We start from the raw sequence: 21,855 nt of genomic DNA, 5'->3' as shown, positions 1-21,855 counted from the left end.
GCCGGATTGCGTCGGCGCGGCACAATGGCTGGCAGGGGGAGCGCATGCACGAGCAGGCGGATCTGACCAACTGGCTGGCCGCCTGGCATGCGGGAGATCGCGCCGCCGGTGAGCGGGTGTGCGCCCGCGTCTATGCCGAGCTCCGCGGAATGGCCGCCGGTCTGCTGGGCCCCGGCGCCAACGACCGCACGCTGCAACCCACGGCGCTGGTCAACGAGGCGATGATCAAGCTGATCGGCGCCGATGCGGATTTCGCCAACCGCGCGCACTTCTTTGGCGCCGCGGCGCGCGCGATGCGCCAGGTGCTGGTCGACGCCGCGCGTGCGCGCAATGCCGACAAGCGCGGCAACGGCGTGCGCCCAGAGGCGCTCGATGTGGCCTGCGACGTGGCCATCGCCGATAGCAGCGATCTGCTCGCCCTGGACGATGCACTGACCCGGCTGGAGGCGCTGGATCCGCAGGCGGCGCGGATCGTCGAGTTGCGCTACTTCGCCGGGCTGTCGATCGAGGCCAGCGCCGAAACCCTGGGCCTGCATCCTTCCACCGCCTACCGCGAGTGGCAGCACGCGCGCGCCTGGCTCCGCCAGAGGTTGAGCGCATGAACACCCAGACGCGCTACCAGCAGGTGAAGACCTTGTACCTGCGCCTGATCGAGCAACCCGAGAGCGCCCGCGACGCCTTGCTGGCCGCCGAGTGCGCCGCCGATCCGGCGCTGCGCCACGAGGTCGAGGCGCTGCTTGCTGCCGACGCGGAGCCGCCGCCCGATACGCCCGGTGCCCGCCGGGTGCCGCCGGGATACACCCTGAAACGCCTGCTCGGACGCGGCGGCATGGGCGAGGTCTGGCTCGCCGAGCGCGACCACGATGGCGTACGCCAGCCGATCGCGCTGAAGTTCCTGCATCACGAAGCCTGGTCGCAGCCGGCACACCAGGCGCGCTTCCGCAGCGAACGGCGGATCCTCGCCAGCCTGGATCATCCGCACATCGCGCGGCTCTACGATGGCGGCACCCTCGCGGACGGCACGCCCTACCTGGCGATGGAATTCGTCGATGGCGAGCGCCTGGACGCCTGGGTGCAGCGGCGACAGCCGGATTTGCGCACCCTGATCCGCCTGCTGGTCAGCATCGCGCGGGCACTGCAGGCCGCGCACCAGCGGCTGGTGGTGCACCGCGACCTCAAGCCGGCCAACATCATGATCGACAGCTATGGCGCGCCCAAGCTGCTCGATTTCGGCATCGCGAAGCTGCTGGACGACACCGGCGATTCGTTCCAGACGGCCACCGGCGAGCAATTGCTGACGCCGCGCTACGCCGCGCCCGAGCAGGTGCGCGGCGAGGCCATCAGCACCGCGACCGACGTCTACAGCTTCGGCGTGATGGCCTACGAACTGCTGACCGGCGCCCTGCCTTATGCCGATGCGAAGGCCACGCCCGCGCTGCTCCGCGCCATCCTCGACAGCCAGCCCCTGCGCGCCAGCCTCGCCCTGCGCGCAGAAACCACAAGGATCGCGCCGGCCGCGCTGCGCGGGGACCTGGACGCCATTCTGCTCAAGTGCCTGCGCAAGGATCCGGCGGCGCGTTACCGCGGGGCCGCCGAACTGGGCGACGACCTGGAAGCCTGGCTGCGCGGCATGCCGGTGTCGGCGCGCGCCGGCAGCCGGCGCTATGCGCTCGCGAAGTTCGCCCTGCGCCACCGTTACCTGGTCGGCAGCGTGGCCGCCGTGCTCCTGGTGGTGCTGGTTTCCGGCGTGGTCCTGTGGCAACAACTGCAAGAGACCCGGCGCCAGCGCGACCAGGCCGCGCACCAGCGCGACAAGGCCGAGCAAGTCACCAGCTTCCTGGTCGAACTGCTGCGCAACGCGGATCCCACCCGCTCGCGCGGCGAGGACATCAGCGTGCGCCAGGCGCTCGAGCGGGGCGCCAGCTCCCTGGAGACCCGGCTGGCCGGGCACGACGACACCCGCGCGTGGTTGTATGCGCAGCTCGCGCTGATCCATGCCGAACTGGGCGATCCGGAACGCAGCCTGGCGCAGGCGGCGCAGGCCCTGCGGATTGCCGAGGCGATCCACCTGGGCGGCGGCGAGCGCCGCGCCATCGACTACGCCCATGCCCTGGCGATGACCAAGAGCGGCCGCGGCGCCGAGGTGGTCGACACCCTCCGCGGCATCGCGGCCTCGGCCACGGAAGCGGGCGACTCCCTGCAGGCAAGCGATGCCTGGCTGCAGCTGGCGACGATTGCCCAGGAACGCCGCGACACCGCGCAGGCGCGCGCAGCGGCGGCCGCGAGCGCCGAAATCCTGCTGCGCGCCCTCGGCGTGGCCAACCGCCAAGCGGCGCTGGCGATCCCGCTGGATGCGCAGAGCGAGCCATCGCTGTCCCGGCTGGCCGCGCTGTCGCAGATCGAGTGCAGCATCGAGATCGACGCCCGCGAGCAGCAGAGCGCGCTCAGCCTGTGCACCACCACTGCGGCGCTCAAGCATCGCGTGTACCCGGACGACCATCCGACCCACCTGGTTGCCGCGCAGTCGCTGGCCAACCTCGCATCCATGCGTGGCGACCGGGCGGCGGCGCTGGCCATGCGCGAGGAGATCCTCGCCGGCACCCGCAGGATCTTCGGGCCCGCGCACACGCGCACCGGCTACGCGCTGTTCAACCTCGCAGTCTCCTACGCCGACCAGGCCGACGCTGTTCGCGCCGAGGCGCTCTACCGCGAGGCCCAGGCGGTGCTGGAAAAGCAGCTGGGCCGCGACCACCGGTCCACCCTGGTGGTCCGGAACAACCTCGCCAACCTGCTGATGGACCATGGCAAGCCGCGTGAGGCGCTGCAGATGTGCCGCGAGTTGCTGGCGGATCGCCAGCGCGTGCTCGGCGCGAGCCATCCGGATGTCGCGCAATCGCTGATGAACCTGGCGAGTGCGGAGGCGACGCTGCAGGACTACGCTGCGGCGGTCGAGCACTCGCGCCAGGCGCAGGCGATGTACCTGGCGCTGCTCGGCAGCGAAAACCACGACAGCGTGCTGGCCGGCTACCAGCCTCGCGCTGCGCGAATGGCAGGCGGGCCAGCTGGCGCCGGCACGCGAACATGCCGCGGCCGCGCTCGCTGCCTACGAAAAGCTTGGCGAGGAGCCCGACGAGCGCGGCGCCTCGCGCTTCCTGCTCGCGCGCATCGAATGGGACCTGGGCCACCAGCCGCAGGCCGTGGCGCTGGCCGAGGCGGCGCTCCTCGAGGCGCGCGCACACGGTGGCCCGGGGTTCGAACTCGCCGAGGTGCAGGCCTGGCTGGCGCAGCATCCGGATCCCGGCGCGGACTGACCCAGGCGTCGCCCGCGATCCGCGGAAATCAGGGGCCAAAGCCCGGCGCCAGCGAGCGCCAGGCGCACCAGGCGCTCGCTGGCCATGCCGCCCAAGGCGAGGTCGGCGGCGCCGAGGAGTTCGCCGGCGCGGGCTTTGTCGCTCGCCGCGAAAGCCTGTTCCGCGGCGGCGAGGTCGGCGTCTATGCGTCGCAACATTTGCTCTGGCCGGCGTGGGCCGCGGTGCTGAGGAGCAAGATCAGGCAAGGCCGGGACATGCGGCGCATGGGTTGCGGACAAGCCCGGTATCCGGAATGCGCCGGCCGCCTGTGAATGCTCGCGGCCGAAGTCGCTCCCACACGGAGTGCCTCGCTTATCCGATCTCGGTCCCGCGCGAAGCGCAAGGCGTCAATAGTGCGGCGGCGGTGGCTCGGAGGCCGGGTCCGCAGGGCCGCCGGACTTCAGCCCCTCGACGCGCTCGCGCATCGATTGCAGCTCGCTGCGCACGCGCGCCAGCTCCTGATGCAGCGCATGCACCTGCTCGTTCAGGGTGTGCAGCAGATCGTCCTGGAAGGCGACGCGGATCTCCAGTTCCTCGATGCGGGTTTCCATCGGTTTCAGCGTGGTGGCGATGGGCCGAGGATATCGCGCGGGCAAGGTGCGCTGGCGAAGCGGAGACAACCGCGACGGGTGGCTTGACCGCTCCGGCCGCGCTGCCGAGCATGCGCGCTCCCGTCGATGTCGCCTGGACCCGCCTTGGAATTCCTCGATGTGCTGATGCTCGCGCTGATCCAGGCGCTGACCGAGTTCCTGCCGATTTCCTCCTCCGCGCACCTGTATCTGGCCGGCGAGTGGTTCGGCTCGGGTTACCAGGGGCTGGTGTTCGACCTTGGCCTGCACTTGGGCACGCTGCTGGCGGTGCTGGTGTACTTCCGCCGCGACTGGTTCGCGCTGCTGACCTCGCTGTGGTTCTGGCGGCCGGGCAAGCCGCTCGACAACGAGCAGCGCACGCTCCTGGGGCTGATGCTGGCGACGATTCCCGGCGGGCTGGCCGCGCTGGCGCTGGGCGATGCGGGTGCCACCGCGCTGCGCAGCTATGCGGTCATCGGCTGCACCCAGATCGTGTTCGGCGCGCTGCTGTTCTTTGCCTTCGGCCGCGCGGCGAAGAGCGAACGCGGCGAGCGCAGCCTGAGCGTCGGCCAGGCGGTGCTGATCGGCTGCGCCCAGGCGCTGGCGCTGGTGCCGGGCGTGTCGCGCTCGGGCATCACGATGACCGCCGGCCTGCTGCTTGGCCTGGAGCGCCAGGCCGCGGCGCGCTTCTCCTTCCTGCTCGCGGTGCCGATCACTGCCGCCGCCGGCCTGCACGGCGTGGCGGAACTGATGAAGGACGGTAGCGACACGGACGCGGGGAGCTTCTGGCTGGGCGCCGCGATCAGCGCGGTGGCCGGCTACCTGTGCATCCACTTCTTCCTCGCCACGATCCGGCGCATCGGCATGCTGCCCTTCTTCGTCTACCGACTGGCGCTCGGCCTGGTGCTGCTGGCGCTGGCGGCGGGCGCCTTTTCTATCTGATCTCAGCTGGATCGCGCAGCGTGCCCACCCAGTAGGCGCGCAATCCCGGCGCCTTGAGCATCTCGGCGGCGGCGCCGTCAGTCACCACGATCTCCGCGTCGCCCTGCGCCCAGGCCCGCTCCAGGCCTGCCGCGATCGCTTCGCGCTGCTGGCGCTCGGCATCCGGCGTGCGCAGCAGCGGCGTCAGCGCCAGGACCAGCGCCGCGGCGGCGCCGGCCCAGGCCAGGCGAGCGCGCCAGGCGTGGCGCGCGGCGCGCTGGCGGCGCGCGGCGATCGCAGCGGCGAGCCGCGCATGGCCGCCGGGCGGCGGATCCAGTGCGGGCAACCACGGTTTCAGTTCGTTCATGGGTGGGTCTCCGTGATGCCATCGATCCCGGCGGCGGCGATACCCGAGCGCGCCAGATCCTCGCGCAGCCGCGCCAGCGCGCGGTGCTTGCGCGAGGCCACGGTGCCGGCAGGCCAGCCGAACACTGCGGCCAGTTCATCGGTGCTGAGCCCGGCGCATTCGCTGAGCAGCACCAGGTTGCGGCTGTCGCGGTCCAGGCCGTCGAGTGCCCGCCGCAGGACCTGCTCGCGCCGACGGCGCTCGGCCTGCATCTCCGGGCCATCGCTGCTTTCGCCCGGCGACGCAGCGTCGATCTCGCCCCAGCGCCACAGCCCGCGCCAGCGCAGCTTGTTCTTCGCCAGGTTCAGCGCGGTGGTGTAAATCAGCGCATCGAGGCGGCTGGCGTCGACCGCCGCGCGCTGGTCCCAGACCTTGAGGAAGCTGTCCTGAACCAGGTCCTGGCAGTCGTGCGCATGCCACAGCCAGCGATAGAGCACGTTGTACAGCGGCCGCTCGAGGCGCCTGAACGCCCCCAGCAATTCGGCCTCGCTGATCGCCATGGAGCGGGAGTCCGGCTCAGCCAGCCGGATCGGCGCGCACGATCACCAGGCGGACGCGACTGCCGCCCGCGTCCTCGGGCATGGCCTGCGCCAGCACCACGGTTTCGCCGAACTTGAGGCGGGTCTGGGTGCGCAGGTGCATGCGCTCCGCGGAGACGCTGATGTCGGCCCGCACGCCGCCCTCGGTCTGGGACAGCCGCACCTGCAATTGGGTCCGGCCGTCCCCCGCGCTCTGGGTGGGCGCGCGCTCGCCCACATCGCCGGTGATCGCGATCTGTCCGAACAGCGCAAACCCGGTTGCGGCCAGCGGCTCGCGCAAGGCCGCGAGCGTCGCTTCAATCGGTTCGAGTCTGGGGTCGACCGTGTTCCCTTCGGCGACATCGACCACCCAGGTGATGAGCCGCACCGGTCCCGGATCGGGCGCGGCCGGCGGCGCGGCCTGCACCAGGCTGCCGAGGTTCTCCGCGACCGAAGTCTGCAGCCCGTCCGGGGCCACCACGAGCAACCGGTCCGGCGGCGCCAGCGACACCCGGCCGTTCTTGCCGATCGCGCCGGCCAGGGCATCACGCAGTGCTTCTGCGCGCTCGGCCGGTACCGTGTACACCCGCAGGCTCTGTGGCGGATCGGTTGCGGCGCCGCCCACGGGCGCGCGCTCGCAGGCAGCCAGCATGAGAAGTGCACCCAGGGCAGTGGTGCGCAGCAGGGTCGTGATCATCGTACACCTCGGGGTCAGGGCCGGTCGCCACCGGCGGATGATCCTGGATACACGCGAGCGCGGAATTTCTTCCCGCGGGGCACGGGGCACGGGGCACGAGAAAGGCTCGCACGCCTGGGCGATCTGCAGGGGCCACCGTCAACGCGAACCGCGATCAGCGCGCAATCCGGCACGAAGTCTTCCCGTGCCCTCGTGCCCTCGTGCCCCGTGCCCCGTATCGCGTGTCGCGCGCCCCCTCCGCGCCCGCTAGCATCCCCTGATCGCCTCCGCCGCCGGCCGCCGCCCATGTCGCTCTATCCCCTGCTGCTCCCGGGCGTGCGCCAGCGTGAGTTCTGGTCCTGGGCCTTCTACGATTTCGCCAATTCCAGTTACACCACGGTGGTCTCGACCGCAGTGTTCAACGCCTATTTCGTTGCAACCGTGGCGGCGGGCAAGCCGTGGGCGACGCTGGCGTGGACCTTCGCGGTCTCGGTGGCGGCGGCGGTGGTGATGGTCCTCGGGCCGTTGGCGGGCGCGGCGGCGGACGCGCGGGCGCGCAAGAAGCCTTTCCTCGCCGCCAGCACGCTGGCCTGCGTGGTCGGCACGCTCGGTCTGATGGCGGTGGGCCCGGGCGATGTGGGCCTGGCGATGCTGTTCGTGATCATTTCGGCGATCGGTTTTGGCCTGGGCGAAGGGCTGATCGCAGCCTGGCTGCCGCTGCTGGCGAAACCGCAGGCACTCGGGCGCCTTTCCGGCTATGGCTGGTCGCTCGGCTATGGCGGCGGGCTGGCCGCGCTGGCGCTGTGCCTGGGCTATGTGCAGGGCGCACAGGCGCGCGGGGCCACCGCGGCCGAGTTCGTGCCCGGCTGCATGGCGATCACCGCGGTGTTCTTCCTGATCGCCGCGTTGCCCAGCCTGCTGGTGCTGAAGGAGCATGCCGAGCCACCGCCGGCCGCGCGCGGTTCGCTCGTCCAGCAGGCCTTCGGGCGCTTGCGCCAGACCTGGAACGAGGGCGCGCACCTGAAGGACCTGCGCCGCTTGCTGGTGGCGATCACCGGCTACCAGGCGGGAGTGGCCGTGGTGGTCGCACTCGCCGCGGTCTACGCGCAGGAGGCGATGGGCTTCGACACCGCGGACACGCTGAAACTGGTGCTCGCGGTGAATGTCACCGCGGCCATCGGTGCCTTCGGCTTCGGCTGGGTGCAGGACCACATCGGCCACCGCCGCGCGCTGATGCTCTCGCTCTGGCTGTGGCTGGGCATGGTGCTGATGGCCTATTTCGCGACCACCCGCCCGCTGTTCTGGGCCGCGGCGAACCTGGCAGGCATCGCGATGGGCGCCTCGCAGTCCGCCGGCCGCGCGATGGTGGGCTACCTCGCGCCCGCCGACCGGGTGGCCGAGTACTTCGGCCTGTGGAGCCTGGCGGTGCGCCTGGCCACCATCATCGGCCCGATCTGCTATGGCCTGGCCACCTGGGTGTTCACCGGCAACCACCGCCTGGCGATGCTGTGCACCGGCGCATTCTTCGTGTTCGGCCTGCTGGTGGTGCGCGGGGTGGACGTGGAGCGCGGCAGGCGCGCGGCGTTCGGAGCGGACTGAAGCCAGTGTTGGTGTTCATGAACGGTGTTGGTGTGGGTTGTTGGTGTTGGTGAAGAGCGGCCCTGCGCTCCAACCAACACCAACTTCAAGACCCGAAGTGCAGGGTTGGTGTTGGCGAAGAGCGGCTCTGCACTTCAACCAATACCAACACCAGCTCCTCAGTAGTAGAACCCGTACAGGATGTCCACGATCTCGCCGGTGGCGATCTCGACCAGCAGCACGTCGCCGTCGATGCGGATCCACTGGCAGCCCCACGGCGGCGGCGCCAGGCCATACGGGCGGTAGTCGACGTAGTAGCTGCGGCCATAAAAGGCGCTCGGAAGGCGGAAGCCGACATACCAGCTGCGCGAGCTGTAGCTGTAGCCGCGCGGCCAGTAGTAGCGCGACGGCGCGCGGTAGCGGTGGCCGGTCCAGCCATGGTTCCAGCTGCGGCGCCAGCCGCTTTCGCGCCAGCCGCGGTCGTGGCGGTCGTGGCGGTCGTAGCGGTTCCAGTCGCGGTCGTGACGGTCGTGACGGTCATGGTCCCGGCGATCGTAGCGCTGCTGGCCGTAGTACTGTTGATTCACGTCCGGCAGGCCGCGGTCGTTCCAGCGCCGGTCGCCGCCCCACTGCTGGCGCTGGTCGCGGGACTCCTGGCGGCCCCATTCCTGGCGTGGCTGCTGGTATTGCGGCTGCACCTGGCCACTGTTGCTTGGCACCTGGCCGAAGCCATAGCCCTGGGAATGCGGCTGCACCGGCTGCTGGCCGCCACCCCAGGACTGCTCGCGGCCACCACGACCCTGGCTACGATCAGACGTGCCACGACCGCCATTGAAATCCTGCCCACCGCCGCGCTCATGGGAGGGCGCGCTGCGCTCCTGCCCACGGCCTTCGTCGCGGCCACGCCCTTCCACCGACGACAAGCCCTGCGCCGGCGCGCCGGCCGCGGCCGCCACCAGCAGGGCACCCATCGACAGGACCAGGAAGCTTTTCATGACTCACCTCGCAGAACGCTGGAAACGGCCCGCGCGATGGCTATCGGCGGTGTGATCAGCTTGCGCGGATGATTCTGAATGATCGCCTGATTTTCCGGCCATTCGCGGCCGCATTCAGTTTCGCTTAGGCTGCCGATCAGATCGACCTTTGGCCGGGCGCCTTGGCATGGAATCGCTGCACACCCAGTTCCTCGCGCTCGGCGCCGCCGGCCGCCGCGCGGTTCATTTCGAACTGTGCGAATTCGCCCTGCACCGCTGGTGGGCCTTCGTCGAACAGGCGGCACCGATCCGCTATGTCGAGACCGTCGCCGGCACCGAGCAATGGGTCGACACCCGCCTGCCCGACGACGCGCTGGCTTGCGCGCAGGCCGGCGCCGATACCCGCCGGGTGGCCGTGCGCTACCGCGAGCCGATCACCGCGCTGCAAGACGATGACCTCGAATTCCCGGACCCGGTCGAATACGCCTACTACGCGCTCTACAACCTGTTCCGCAAATACGTCGAGGCCAGGCCGATCGACGACTGGCTGATCGTCAACCAGGCGCTCTCATCCAGCGAGCGGCCGCTGGAGTGGGAGATGCGGCTGGGGGTGGCGATCCGGCGCACCCTGGATTGATCGCCCGCGCGGTCCTCAGGCGACCTCCCACGGCCCGGCCCGGCTCACGTTGACCAGGCGGGCGGGCATCCCCGGCACCGCCTTCGGGTCCAGCCGGAACAAGCCACCGGAGAAGCCCGCCCAGAGCAGGCCGTCCCGATGGAGTTCCAGGCGCCGGCGCGCCCCGGCGGCATCCGGCGCCCGCGACCTGCGAATCCTCCGCCCTTGACGGGGGCGGAGGATAGGCGCCCCTCACTTCACCTCGATGGTCCCCGCCGGGCCGCCCTGGGCGTAGATGCGGCGCTCGTACATGGACTCGGCGTAGGCCGGCGGGATGACGAACTTGCCGGGGTTGCTCGGGCGCAGCTTGTAGAGGAACTCGGAGACGCGCGGGCCAGCGCTGGCGTACAGCACCACGCGGTCCTCGCGCTGCTCGATGTGCTCGGTGTACAGCGTGCTGCCCGGCAGCGCCAGGGTGGGCACCGGCGGGGCGGATTCGCCATCCTCGCTGTCTTCTTCGTCGACCTCACCCGAGTCGGCCGGCGGCGGCGGCATCTGCACCACCGGCTCGAAGCCGCCGGGCAGCAGGTCGACCACCGCGATCGATCCGATGGCCTCGGACCCGAGCGCGCGCAGGCGCAGGCGCACCGTGATCTCCTGGCCCAGCGTGGCCACGGACAGCGGCGAGCCATCGGCATTCAGGTACTCGCGGAACACCTCGATGCCCTGGTTCTGCACCGCCTTCGGCATGGCCTTGTCGTAGCCGGTCTGCGCCAGCACATACCAGGCCGGCGTGGCTTCGGGCGGGGTCACGGTCAGCAGCTGGTCGCTGGCGGAGAAGGCCGCGCGGCGCAGCGCGCCGAAGGCCTCGCCGAGATCGCGCGGCTTGCCGTCGCCGCCCAGCGCCGTGAGCCTGGGCAGGCCGGCATCCGCCTGCGCGGTGGTGTAGGCATCCAGCGCCATCACCATCAGCGCCGAGGACAGCGTGTTGTAGCTGTTGTCCTGCAGCGGATACAGCAGGTTCTCGATCGCGCGCACGCTGACGCGCTCGGCGTCCTTCGGGAAGTGCTTGTGCGCCAGGTAGACCACCCAGGCGGTGTCGATGGAGGCGTCGTAGTAGTTGCGATAGCCCTGGTACTTGGGCGGCTGCGCGGCGCCGACGCGGCTGAGGCCGCCCTGCGCCAGTTCCTTCGCCGGCTTGGCCTGTTGCAGCAACTGGTAGCTCGCTGCCAGCAGCATGCCGATGGTGTCGCTCTTCCACGCATCCGGGTAGTCGCGCTTGAGCTGCTCGTGCACCGCCGACAGCAGGTGGGTGGCGGTCTGGCCCTGGCGGATCAGCACATAGGTGGCCAGCGCGCGCGCACGCAACTGATGCAACTCGGTCAGCGCTGCATCCGCGGCCATGTTGCCGAGGTAGCGGTTGATCGAGTCGAGCAAATCCGCCGGCACCGGCTCGCCGCGCTCGCGCGCCTCGACCAGGTAGAAGGCCGCCCAGGCGCTGATGAAGGGATCGACATCCGGGGTGGCGATCCACAGCCCGATGCCGCCCTCGCTGTTCTGGCGCGCGCGCAGCACGCTAATCAGATCGATGGTCTTGCCGCCGGTCACGCTGCCGAACTCCGGCCGCGCGCGGTAGACCAGCGCCGGCATCGCCTGGCTCAGCAACTGCTCGGTGCACAGGTGCGGGAAGTCGTTGAGATAGGCGGTGAGGCCATCGGCGGCGACGAAGGGCGAGGTGGAGGCCGACAGCAGCCGCTGCGAGCGCTCCGGATACATCGCGCGCAGATCCTTGAGCTCGACGCGCTTGTCCGCACGGCCGAGGCGCAGATCGCTGCGGCCGACGATGGCGGGGCGCAGCGACAGCTCGATGCTCCGCTGCACGCTGCGGTTGCCGGACTGCGCGACCAGCTTGACCGGCACCGCGCCGAGCGCCTCTCCGGCGCGCAAACGGATGCTGGTCTTGCCTTCCTGGCCGGGCTTGAGCGACAGCGGCTTGGGGCCCTCGCCCACCAGCGTCAGCGAGGCCGGCAGTTCCACCTTCAGGCTGACGTCCATCGCGCTGCCATCGGTGCCCTCGGCGGTGTTCGCCACGCCCACCGGCAGCTCGAACTCATCGCCCGGTGCGATGTGCGTGGGCACCGTCGGCGTGAGCACGAAATCGCCGCGCACCAGGGCCTTGGTGGTCTCGATGCCGACACGCTCGGTCGACACCGCCACCGCCATCACGCGCAGCTGGCCGTTGAAGTGGTCCGGCATCGAGAAGTGGAAGGTGTGCTCGCCGTCCACATCGGTCATGCCCGACCACCACACCGCCGGTTTCTCGCTCTTGCGCTTGAAGGGATTGAGGTGCTTGCCGAGATCGCCCTCGCCGTCGCCACCCGGCGCCGCGGCGGCGACCAGGCGGCTGAACTCGGGCAGGATCAGGTCGAGTATCTGGCTGGTCTCCACGTCCAGCATCTTCTTGCGGAAGAAGTGGTCGAGCGGATCGGCCAGCTGGTAGCGCGCCACCTGCAGGATGCCCTCGTCGATGGCGAAGGCGACCACCCGTGCGCGGCCCTCGGTGGTGAGCTTGAGCGCGATGTCCGCGCCCGGTTTGCTCACCGGCGGCAGCGCCAGCTCCAGCGGCTGGGTACGCCGGCCGCGATCCACCGAGAACGGCGCCACCGCGTAGGACAGCGGGCTCATGAAGATCTCTTCGGAGGCCGGGTCGCGGATGAACTGCACGTTGACGTAGCCGGAACCCTCGAAGTCGTCCGGGATGCGGATCTTCTGCACCGAGGAGGTGGTGGTGGCGCGGAACCAGGCGTGCGCATAGACCCGGTCGCGCTCGATGGTGATCAGGCCGGAGCCGGTGTACGGCGCCACGATGCCGATCTCGATCTCGCTGCCGGCGCGGTAGTCCGGCTGCGACAGCTTGAGGCTCAGTTCCGCGTTGCGCTCCAGCGAGCGCGCGACGTTCGCGTCGCCTGCCACGGTGTAGGAGAACTTGTTGACCACGGTGTCGCCCGCGTCGCGGATCTCGACGAAATAGTCGCCGGGCTCGTCGGTCTTCAGGCTCAGCTTCTGCGCCGCGGCCTGCGCCGCGATCGGCGTGTCGCTGACGGTGCGCTTGCGCTCCTGCGAGACGTATCGGTACAGCCCGGAATCCTGCTTGGTCAGGATCGACACGTACTGGCGCTGGATCAGCACCAGGCGAAGGCCGTCCACCGCCAGCGGCTGCGCATCCGGGCCGATGCTGACCAGTTCCACCGCGCGCTTGCTGGCGCGCTTGACGTAGCTGAGGTCATCCGCGCCCTTGAGGCCGACGAGGAAGTCGTTGCTCGACACCAGGGTGCCGGTCTGCGCCGCGACATTGCGCCCGCTGCCGGGCTCGAAGGCGCGCGCGAGGAAGGACAACTGGTAGGTGGACGCGGCGTACTGGTTCAATCCGAGGTCGAAGACCACATTGCCGGCCTCGTCGGTCTCGCCATCGGTCAGCGGCTCGTTGAAACCGTCGCTGCTGCGCAAGGGATCGTAGAAGCGCCAGTCCGGCCAGCGCGCGAAGCTGGGGAAGGCCGGGCGCAGCACCAGCGTGGCCTCGACCTTGCGCTGCTGCGCCGGGGTGCCGAACAGGTTCTCGACCGCCACCGTGGCGCTCATGCCGTCGGGCTTGACCCAGCCCTCGCTGGCGCTGGCCGACAGGGTGGCGCGCACGCGCAGGGTGTCCGGCAGGAACTCGCGGATCTGCACCGTGGTGGCGCCGATCATGGTGCGCGAATCGTCATCGCCCAGCAGGTACAGCGTGGCCTGCCAGGTGCCGGACGGCGCGCTGTCCGGCGGCGCATGGCTGAAGCCGTCGAAGCCGGTGGCATCCAGCGACACCCGCTCGCGCTTGACCACGCTGCCGCGCGGGTCGGAGAACTCCACTTCCAGCGGGATGCCGGCGAGCGGCCGGTTCCAGTCCGCCGCGCGCACGATGAAGCCGATGTTCACCGTGTCGCCCGGTCGATACAGCCCGCGGTCCGAGAACAGATGTGCTTTGAGCGTGCCGGCATCGATCTCGTTGGCATCGCCGCCGATGTCGAAGCGCGACAGATCCAGCCCGCGGTCATAGCTGTTGAGCGGCAGGAAGGAGAGGTCATCGCCCGCGGTCACGCTGATCGCCACCGGCGATTTCTCGCGCACGAATCCATCCAGCGGCGGTAGCGAGGCGCGGCCCATCGCATCGGTGTCGGCCGCGGTCAGGGTCTCGCCGTTGCGCGCCAGCACGCGCACCCGCGCGCCGGCCACCGGCGTGCCGCCGGCCAGCGACTGCACGAACACCTCGCGCGAGCCGTCCAGGGTCTTCTTGGCGACGATGCCGAGGTCCGTCAGCACCACCAGGCGCGCGTCCATGGTCTCGCCGGAATCATTCGCGATGGTCCAGTCGGGCGCCTGCTCGGCCTCGTAATCGGACAGCGTGCGCAGCGACAGCAGGAACACGCCGTGGCGGCCGCCGCTGAAGAACTCGCCGAGGTCGATGCCCTCGTACAGGGTCTTCGCCGGATCGCCCGAGGGCAGCACCACGCGCTTCTCCATGCGCTCGACCAGGCTGTCCTCGCCGATGGTCCACAGCTCCGGCCGGCCGTAGCTGCCTTCGTTGAACTGCACCAGGTGGTGCAACTGCTCGGGCACCACGCGGCCGATCTCCAGGCGGATCTTCGGCATGTTGCGCGCCACCACCGTGACCCGGCGCTCGCCGCGCAGCGACAGCAGCGCGCCCTCGCCGACGAAGCTCAGCAGCCGCGGGTATTCCGGCACCGTCAGCGCCACCGCGTGCGGCTTGCCGAGGATGAAGCCGCCGAAGGACTTGAGCCCCTTGTCCACCCGCACGTAGATGCGGCGGCCGACCGGCGCGCTGTACTTGAAGCTGTGCAGTTCCAGCCACTCGCGCTCAGCCGGATCGGCGGTCAGTTTCAGCGGCGTGGACGCCTTCAGCAGCGCCTCGTCGATCTCGCCCTCGCTCCACTGGTAGGGAATGGACTGCTCGTCATCCTTCAGCTTCGGATTCTTCTCCGGCAGGATCCAGGCACGCGTGGCGGCCACCACCTCGGTGTCCTTCATCGCCGAATTGAAGCCGATCACGATCACCTGGATCGGGTCCTTGCCCGGGATCCTCGACCAGCGTGGGCGACAGGTCGTCGACCGTCACCGAATACAGCGCCGGCAGGTCCACCTTCTGCGACAGCTCGGCCTCGCTGCCCGGACCGCCGAGCAGGCTGGTGATGCCCTTGCCGACATCCAGAATCACCTGGCCGCCGTTGGGCGGCAGTTCCAGCGGCGCCGAATGCACCCAGGCATTGAGCTTGCGCGGGTTGAGCTGGGTGCTGAGCGCAGGGCTCTGCAGCACCCGCCCGGCGCCATCGAACATGCGCGAACGCAGCGCGGATTCCAGCTTGGCCGCGTCCACCGGGTGGCTGAAGCGGAATTCTGCACACCGCCTTCTTAAGATTCGCATCCTGCGGATCCTGGTAGAACTCGCCCCACGCGCCTCCACGGTGAACGGCGCGGTGTCGAACTGCAAATCGAAGGGCGCCAGCACCACGGTGTCCGCCACGGTCACTTTCGGATCCAGGGTCACGGTGTAGTGCTGCCCCACCGGCCAGTCGGTCTGCGGCTGGAAGCGCAGCGTACGGTCATCCTCCCAGGTCCAACTGCCCAGCAACGACGGCTCCAGCGCCACCCCCGACGCCGGCCCATCCACCGCCTCCAGCGGCGCCGCCGAACCGGAGAACTGCAGGACCAGCGGCTCCACCCGGATCTCGTCGCGGTCGTAATCGGTCAACCCCGGCGCGGACAGCGACAGATCCAGCGCATTCGGGATCACCGGCGCCGGCCGCGTCGCCCACCAGTACATGCCATAGCCCAGCGCCGCCAGCACCACCAGCACCCCGGCCGCTTCGCCCGCCGCTGCCACAACCAGCGACACCACGGCGGCGGATCCCACTGCCCGAACAGCGCAACCCACCATGACGGCTGGGGTCCGGGTGCAGCAGGCGCCGGCTGCGCGGCCGCGTCAGCGGATTCGGTGTGGTCCATGCGTAGGTTCCCCAAGGAGGCCGCGCGGGCGCACGGCAACGTGAAGCATCACGCAAGACTACGACGGGAAGGGGCAGGACTGGGGCGGAATGCGGGCGAGGTGGGGAGGAATGGGGGGCGGATCCTGCTGCGGCGCGGAAGAGACCCCGTGGAACTGGGTGAACCGGGTGGCGGCAATCCGCCTCACATCATTTGACGCATTGACCGACTGTGTCCGCAGTTGGGATTTCATACCGGGAAGTCGCAGCACCTTTTCAGACGCGAGCTGTTGATTGGCAGGATAGCTGGCGAGTCGTTAAACCTGCCCAATCACACTGTTCATGAGTTCATCGAGTTCAGCGTCTCGATCAGCGTCTCCCTGGTTTCCCAACAATTCTTTGATTGACGAAAGCGATGGGATATCGCCATCAAGTAAATTCAGTGAAGCACGGACCAAAGATAGCTTCTTTTTCGTGTCCCGAACGTCCACCAACTCACCGATACGCTTCCTCGAAATCAAAGTTGAACACAGCTTTTCTAGCTCGGAGGATTCGACTCCCTTCTTTAGAACTAAGGCAGTATTGAAAGTAACTGGATCCAACTTCGCGAGGGCAGCGTGAAGCGAGTGTTCTTGGCCTCTGATCAATCCTACCCAAGCATACCCGAACGGCGGCTCCCAGGTTATCCACGTGCGAGCACCTGGAATGATCTTCACTCTCAATAATTGAGTGAACACGCTGGTGATAATCGTCCTTAGCTCGTGAGCCGTTGCCTCGACTCTCGGTAACGATGCAAAGGCTGAAGATCTTGCTCAGGTAATACAAGGCAAAATCGGCCTCGAACTCGACTGAGCCCCGAATCCATCCCGAAGTTCGAGAACATAGCTTCGTATAAAAGGCGCGCCGAAGTATTCCCAGATCAGCTTCCGCACAAATGAAAGCATCTCCACATGCTTCGTGGCGTTGCTAGTCAAGAGTAGCTTTCGTACAAAATCCATCTGCCTTTCTCCCAGATCGTATGTTACGAACTGAGAAATAAAATAGTCTTGGAAGGACTTGTGTGCCCACCTTACCTCCTGCCCATCTCTGACAAACAATGGCACGGCCGTCAGCAGGTCTTCCTTGAAGGACGCAGCATCGATTGCCACGCCGACCACAAGTCGAGCGCTCGCCAAGAGCAATTCGTGAAATTCTTCAAGCGAATATTGAGCCTTGCCGGATTTCATACAAACCATGGCCAGCGACCTGAGCGCCTTGTGAAAGTCTTCCACGTCCAGATCGGATCTCTTCTTCCGCTCGAAAGCACCGGACTTGCTCAGGTCCTGATCCTGAAAGAGGGCATCGAAGACCTGACGGTAGAAAATGGTCTTTTTGAGCGGAATCGTTGCTTGAAGTCGAACGCCTTGTAGAGGAGCGTGACTAGAGCGGATTGCCCAGAAACTCCTGAAACCTGGGGCACCGTGGAAATTCGCTGGATTAACTGCTCGGCTTTTCCTTGCCCCTTTCCATACCTTCGGAGCAGCGAGTAGGCCTGTGCTTTCTCGAAGTGGCGCGATTTTATATTCGCTGAATCCCAAGAACCCTGCAAGCGCCGAGTCCGGCCGCGAAGTCAACCAGAACTTGGCGCCCGGAAACTCCTCGGCTAGCGTCTGAATCTGTCCCGTTAGTCTTTTTCGTTGTTGCTCATCTATTTCGTCGTAGCCATCAAGGAGAAAAATACTCTCGGATGATCGGGCAATTTCCTTATCGCTTCACGTAGGTCGATGTTATCTACATTTTCAACCACCGAGTTGATAATAAAGTCCTGAAGCGTCTGCTCACCTTGGACCCGTCGGAGCTCAACGAAAAAATGGAAAATATTGCTTTCGCGAAAGATCGCTCTGAGTAAGAATCTCGTAAGCGTGGACTTACCCATTCCTGCAGAGTCAACCACGAGTACCTTGCTCGAATCACTAAACAGCTCGCGCGGGAAGGACTTGATAACATGGCTACTCCCTCTTTTGTCGACAAGAGTAAGCGGCTCATAAATTTCGTCCAGGTGAAAGCCACGCCTTGGATCGCGATCGTAGGGACATACTTGGTACTCTTTTCCAGACTCTTGGAGTAGGTCTCGATGGCTCTCCGAAGGGCTTCTCGTGTCTTCCGCGATTTGGTACCTGAAGACTTTGTCCAATGACCAATCAGTTCTTTCGAGATCAGCTCGCCGATGCCTTTGCGACCCCTTCACCAAGGGCGACTCCCAAAGCCGAAAGTGGATCCATCTCCCTCCCTCTAAATAATTTCCGGGCACTCAGCACGAAGCTGAAACCGCGCCTCCGGAGGTCGCCTTCCTGAGCGCTGGCTGGCCGTCCTGGTGATCTTACCCGATCCGTCGTAACGACCTCCGGTCCAGAGAGCTGGTGCGGAGTTCCGTGTGCTCGCTCCGTGCAGCCCGCATCGGTTCCGGGAGATCTGTAGGGCTAATGAACAAGATGGAACGAGGACACCCAGAATTCGACGCACGGTGTGGCGGCATGCTGCCCCTGCTTGCGCGTCTGAATCAACCCGCCGCGCTCGCCGCCAACACTCTCCCCGCGAACTCCGCAAACAGGTTCTTGATGCTGGTTGCTGGCGACAACGACGTGCAGGTGTCTTTGCCGGTTGGCGTCAGTTCGAGCGCGGCGGCGCTGTAGAGGCGGCGTTCGACGAGTCGCTCGCAGAGAAGTTGGTAGCGGCGGGCGTAGGAAGCGCCCTTGAACTCGGGGAACACCGGGAAGTGGGGCTCGACGCAGCGCACTTCGGTGGTCGAGCGCTCGCAGTCTTCCAGCAGCATCAGCCAGCCCACGAACGGCGGGCGGGGGTCGATCTGGTAGACGGGGTTGAGCAACGCCGGCGTGGATTGGGCGATTGCGCTCGGTGGCGCCGGCCGGTGACCGTAGGCACCGAGGTGGTGGGCGACCCAGAGATCAGCAGCGGAGCCGATGACTTCCTCGCTGCGGTTGTTGAAGTTGTTGCCGAACGAGCCGACCTGCGACTTGAACTCGAACACCCCGAGCAAGCGCTGCTTGTGGATGACCACGGCATCCCAGTCCTTGGTCGCGCGGAAGAACCCCGGCAAGGCGACCTTGGATTTCTGGCGATGGACAGCGTCGGCGGGTAGGCCGCAGTGGCGGGCGACGTGCTCGACGAGATCGATGAAACCGTCCATGTTCTTGCCGCCGAGCACGCTGTCACGCGTGCCGCCCTGGGTGCGCTCGGTGCTGGCGCTGGATCGGTTGCCCGAAGGCCCGCGTGGCTTGGCGCACGCGTTCCTCGAAGTCATCGGGCAACAGGCTGGGCGTCACTCGCGGCGATTCCTGCGCTTGGCGGTGACTTGCGCTTGCGCCGCCATCTGGCGCGTGCGCTCGGCATCTTCGGGAGACAGGCCGTAGAGCCGGAACACCGGTTCGTCGATGGCTTGCTGATCCTTGGCGCAGGCTGCTTGAACCAATTCGTCGCGCAGCGGCGGTGGCACATCGTGCCAGTGTGGGATTCGGATGCGGCGCAGGTACTGGGCCTGGAAGCGCAGGAACCCGCCGGCCATGCGTGTGCAGTAGGTGGCGACCAGCAACACGGTGACCGAGGAGCGCAGCACAGCCTGCAGCGCACGCAGATCCCATTGGGTGGAGGTGACGTAATAGAGGTTGTGGTGCGGGTAGTAGTGGCCTTCGTCCAGCACGAAGGTCGCCTCGCCTTTTATGTCCGGCACCAGCAGCTTTGGTTGCTGCATCAGATCGGGATAGATGCGGTCGATGGTGCGATACCAGGCATCGCCGTTCCTGGTGGCCACATGGCGGCCGGCGACTGCCTGGTAATGCTGGTGGAAGTAGGCAGACAGCTGCGGATAGTCGGCGAGATCGACGACACCGCCTTCGTCACGGAACGGATTGACCACGCCCTTTCCGCCCCAGCGGATCTGCCCGTCGATCAGATCGCGCGCCATCACCAGCGGGAGCTTGCGGCTGGCCTCGACCGGCAGTTCGTTGAGCGGGCCGATGAAAACGCGGTCACACCCGGTGGCGACTCCGATGCCGACTTTGCAGCCGGCCTGCTCCAGCGTCGGATAGGTCTGCTCCAGCCGGCGCACGAGGTCGAGGCGGGTCAGGTCATCGAGCAGCCAGGGCGCGCGCCGGCCCCGCCAGCGAGATCTCGCCGACCAGGGTCTCGTCGGCCTGCTCGGCGAGCATTGCGGCGACCAGCCGCGGCAGCCCGTGCTCGTCGGTGATCGCCGGGCCGGGCGACGCGTGTAGCTGCGGCGATATGCGCATCGCCGGCGGCGCGCGCGATCACGGTGATCGCGGGATAGGCGATCCCCTCGGAATGGAAGGCGTCGATGCCTTCCATGTCGATGTAGTGCTGCAGCGCGAACCCATGCACGATCTTGGCGCGCAGCGGGCCGCCGTACTTGTTCTTGAGCCAGCGGTTTGGCGCAGATGAGCCGAGGCGCCCGCCGGGCGCAAGCAGATCGAGCGCGCGCTCGTAGAACGCGATGTAAAGATCGGCACGGTCGAACATCGTCCGGAACCGCGCGCGGTACTCGCGCAGCAAGGCTTCCGGGATGCGCTCCTGGCGCACATAGGGCGGGTTGCCGACGACGAACTCGAACTCGCCGGCAAGCCCGCAGAGCAGGAAGTCATCGCAAACCAGCCATTCCCGGCACAACGCGCCGGCATCGGCCGGGTCCACGCCGTGCGCGATCAGGCGCGCGCGGACCTGCAGCGCGGTGGTCTCGTAACTGTCGCGGTGCAGTTCCACGGCGCGAATCGCCGGCCCGAGCGCGCGCGCCGCGTCGTCGAGGCGACCGCCGGCCAGTCGATACGCAGCCAGCAGGCGATCCACCGCCGCCAAAAGGAACTCGCCGCCGCCGAACGAAGGCTCCAGCAGACGCATCCGGTGCAACGGGAGGGTGGCGACATAACCGGACAGGTCGAGGATCGCCGCGACCACCTCCGGCCGCGTGAACACCGCACCCCGCTCGGTCTCATCGTTGCTCGCAAGCTCCGAGACCGCGGCAGCGATCTCCGGGCCACGCGCGCTGGGGCCAAGGATGTCGAGCAGATGGAACACGGTGTGGCCGGGTGATGAGCGTGGCTGGGATATTCGCGGCTGCCGGATTGGCGCGCAACAGCGCTGTGCCGGGTGAATGCAGGCTGGTGACACCGTCTGCGCAGTGGCTCGGCTAAGCCCCATACCTCCCCAACGCCGCCGCATGCATCGCGCGCATCTGTTCCCGGAGTTCCGGCGGGCTGATGACTTCGGCGTCGGCGCCGTAGCGTTGCACGTCCATCAGCAGTTCGCGGGGGTTGGCGTAGGGGACGGTGAGCTCCAGGCTGCCGTCGGGGAGGGGGCGTTGTTGTTGCCGGGGGTGCCAGTGTTCGTCTGCGATCCAGCGCGCGGCGTGCGGCGTGAAGCGAATGACGGCGGTGGCGACGGCGGGGCCGGCGAAGATGCCGTAGCCGGCGTCGCCCTCCGAGTCGAGGGTGGCGATGGGGATGGGGATGGCCGGCTCGGCGCTGAGTTCGGGGCGGCGGATGCGGTCCAGGGCGAAGCGGCGCACGCTGGTCTGGCCGGCCTGCGAGGCGTCCAGGTACCAGTTGTCGCGGTGGTGGATCAGGCGTTGGGGCGAGACCTGGCGCTCTTTTTCCTCGGCGGTGGAGCGGGCCTGGTAGCGGAAACGCAGTTGCAGCCGGCCGAGGACGGCCTCGGTGACGATGCGGAAGACGCTGGGGTTGCTGTGGCGCGCCTGGGTGCGCAGGACCAGCAGGCGGTCCAGGTGATTGGCCTTGTCGCCCAGGATCTTCTGGATGCGCGGCTGCAACGGGCCGAGGGCCTGTCCCAGCAGGCCGGCGCCGCTCTGTTTCAGGACCTGCTGGGCCAGCATCAGGGCGTACAACTCGTCGGCGCTGAGCCACACGCCGGGCAGTTGGAAGGCATCCAGGTTGCGATTGACGTAGCGCCAGACCCGCGCCGGCTCGCCCTCATGCTCCAGCGGCGCGCCCAGGGTGTCGCGCATGAAACAGAGGTCGCGATAGAGCGTGGAGCGCGAGTTGCCGGTCTCCGCCATGAGGCGCTCGTAACTGAGGCCGCGGCGATGGGTGGACAGCAGCCCGTGCAACTGGGCGATGCGCTCGGTGCGGTCCATGGCGGGGTCTCCGCGGGTGGGGGTGATGGGATTCTGACGGTGACGGGTCGCT

The 21,855-nt window shown here is 67.8% G+C and carries 15 protein-coding genes and 1 pseudogene; 5 read left to right on the top strand and 11 right to left on the bottom strand.

Features of this window, described 5'->3' with window-relative positions; translation table 11 throughout:
- Positions 1–44 precede the first annotated feature (44 nt).
- Together IPK27_12985 and IPK27_12980 are read left to right on the top strand one after the other, a co-directional pair.
- A complete protein-coding gene (locus IPK27_12985) occupies positions 45–602 on the top strand; it encodes a sigma-70 family RNA polymerase sigma factor (protein MBK8068496.1) in 558 nt (185 codons plus the stop codon).
- The gene (locus tag IPK27_12980) at positions 599–3,622 is read left to right on the top strand and encodes a serine/threonine protein kinase (protein MBK8068495.1); all 3,024 of its coding nucleotides are present in this window, start codon (positions 599–601) and stop codon (positions 3,620–3,622) included. Before IPK27_12985 ends, IPK27_12980 begins: the two co-directional genes overlap by 4 nt.
- A gap of 75 nt (positions 3,623–3,697) precedes the next feature.
- Here IPK27_12980 and IPK27_12975 read toward each other — a convergent pair whose 3' ends face one another.
- Positions 3,698–3,901, bottom strand: coding sequence for a SlyX family protein (locus IPK27_12975; protein ID MBK8068494.1), 204 nt, complete (start codon positions 3,899–3,901; stop codon positions 3,698–3,700).
- Positions 3,902–4,045: 144 nt separating this feature from the next.
- Here IPK27_12975 and IPK27_12970 point away from each other — a divergent pair, with 144 nt between their 5' ends.
- Positions 4,046–4,861: an undecaprenyl-diphosphate phosphatase gene (locus IPK27_12970; protein MBK8068493.1), complete on the top strand. Its 816-nt coding sequence runs from the start codon at positions 4,046–4,048 to the stop codon at positions 4,859–4,861.
- Here IPK27_12970 and IPK27_12965 read toward each other — a convergent pair.
- The 3 genes from IPK27_12965 to IPK27_12955 are packed head-to-tail and all read right to left on the bottom strand — an operon-like array spanning position 4,854 to position 6,461.
- Positions 4,854–5,207, bottom strand: coding sequence for a hypothetical protein (locus IPK27_12965; GenBank protein ID MBK8068492.1), 354 nt, complete (start codon positions 5,205–5,207; stop codon positions 4,854–4,856). The genes IPK27_12970 and IPK27_12965 overlap by 8 nt on opposite strands.
- Positions 5,204–5,746: a sigma-70 family RNA polymerase sigma factor gene (locus IPK27_12960; protein ID MBK8068491.1), complete on the bottom strand. Its 543-nt coding sequence runs from the start codon at positions 5,744–5,746 to the stop codon at positions 5,204–5,206. Before IPK27_12960 ends, IPK27_12965 begins: the two co-directional genes overlap by 4 nt.
- Before the next feature lie 16 nt (positions 5,747–5,762).
- Positions 5,763–6,461 carry a hypothetical protein gene (locus IPK27_12955; GenBank protein ID MBK8068490.1) on the bottom strand — a complete coding sequence of 233 codons (699 nt, stop codon included), beginning with the start codon at positions 6,459–6,461 and terminating at the stop codon, positions 5,763–5,765.
- A 285-nt stretch (positions 6,462–6,746) separates the two neighbouring features.
- Between IPK27_12955 and IPK27_12950 the strand changes: the two genes are divergently transcribed.
- Positions 6,747–8,039: an MFS transporter gene (locus IPK27_12950; protein ID MBK8068489.1), complete on the top strand. Its 1,293-nt coding sequence runs from the start codon at positions 6,747–6,749 to the stop codon at positions 8,037–8,039.
- Between the two features lie 158 nt (positions 8,040–8,197).
- Here IPK27_12950 and IPK27_12945 read toward each other — a convergent pair whose 3' ends face one another.
- A complete protein-coding gene (locus tag IPK27_12945) occupies positions 8,198–9,013 on the bottom strand; it encodes an RcnB family protein (protein MBK8068488.1) in 816 nt (271 codons plus the stop codon).
- A gap of 166 nt (positions 9,014–9,179) precedes the next feature.
- On the opposite strand from IPK27_12945, the gene IPK27_12940 reads away from it, so the two are divergent.
- Positions 9,180–9,629, top strand: a complete 450-nt coding sequence (locus IPK27_12940; protein MBK8068487.1) for a hypothetical protein — start codon at positions 9,180–9,182, stop codon at positions 9,627–9,629.
- A 231-nt stretch (positions 9,630–9,860) separates the two neighbouring features.
- Here IPK27_12940 and IPK27_12935 read toward each other — a convergent pair whose 3' ends face one another.
- The 6 genes and pseudogenes from IPK27_12935 to IPK27_12910 form a co-directional block, all read right to left on the bottom strand.
- Complete coding sequence (locus IPK27_12935; protein MBK8068486.1) at positions 9,861–14,711, bottom strand: alpha-2-macroglobulin family protein; 4,851 nt, start codon at positions 14,709–14,711, stop codon at positions 9,861–9,863.
- Positions 14,617–15,558, bottom strand: coding sequence for a hypothetical protein (locus tag IPK27_12930; protein ID MBK8068485.1), 942 nt, complete (start codon positions 15,556–15,558; stop codon positions 14,617–14,619). Before IPK27_12930 ends, IPK27_12935 begins: the two co-directional genes overlap by 95 nt.
- 897 nt (positions 15,559–16,455) lie before the next feature.
- On the bottom strand, positions 16,456–17,220 hold the full coding sequence (locus IPK27_12925; protein MBK8068484.1) for a hypothetical protein: 765 nt from the start codon (positions 17,218–17,220) through the stop codon (positions 16,456–16,458).
- A gap of 962 nt (positions 17,221–18,182) precedes the next feature.
- Positions 18,183–18,954, bottom strand: a pseudogene (locus IPK27_12920) (restriction endonuclease).
- A gap of 8 nt (positions 18,955–18,962) precedes the next feature.
- Positions 18,963–20,285 carry a hypothetical protein gene (locus tag IPK27_12915; protein ID MBK8068483.1) on the bottom strand — a complete coding sequence of 441 codons (1,323 nt, stop codon included), beginning with the start codon at positions 20,283–20,285 and terminating at the stop codon, positions 18,963–18,965.
- 555 nt (positions 20,286–20,840) lie between these two features.
- The gene (locus IPK27_12910; GenBank protein ID MBK8068482.1) at positions 20,841–21,803 is read right to left on the bottom strand and encodes a WYL domain-containing protein; all 963 of its coding nucleotides are present in this window, start codon (positions 21,801–21,803) and stop codon (positions 20,841–20,843) included.
- Positions 21,804–21,855 lie beyond the last annotated feature (52 nt).

The organism is Rhodanobacteraceae bacterium, assembly GCA_016713135.1.
Taxonomy (GTDB): Bacteria; Pseudomonadota; Gammaproteobacteria; order Xanthomonadales; family SZUA-5; genus JADKFD01.
The sequence above is the reverse complement of the archived record's forward strand: the minus strand, read 5'-3'. Positions and strand labels throughout refer to the sequence as shown.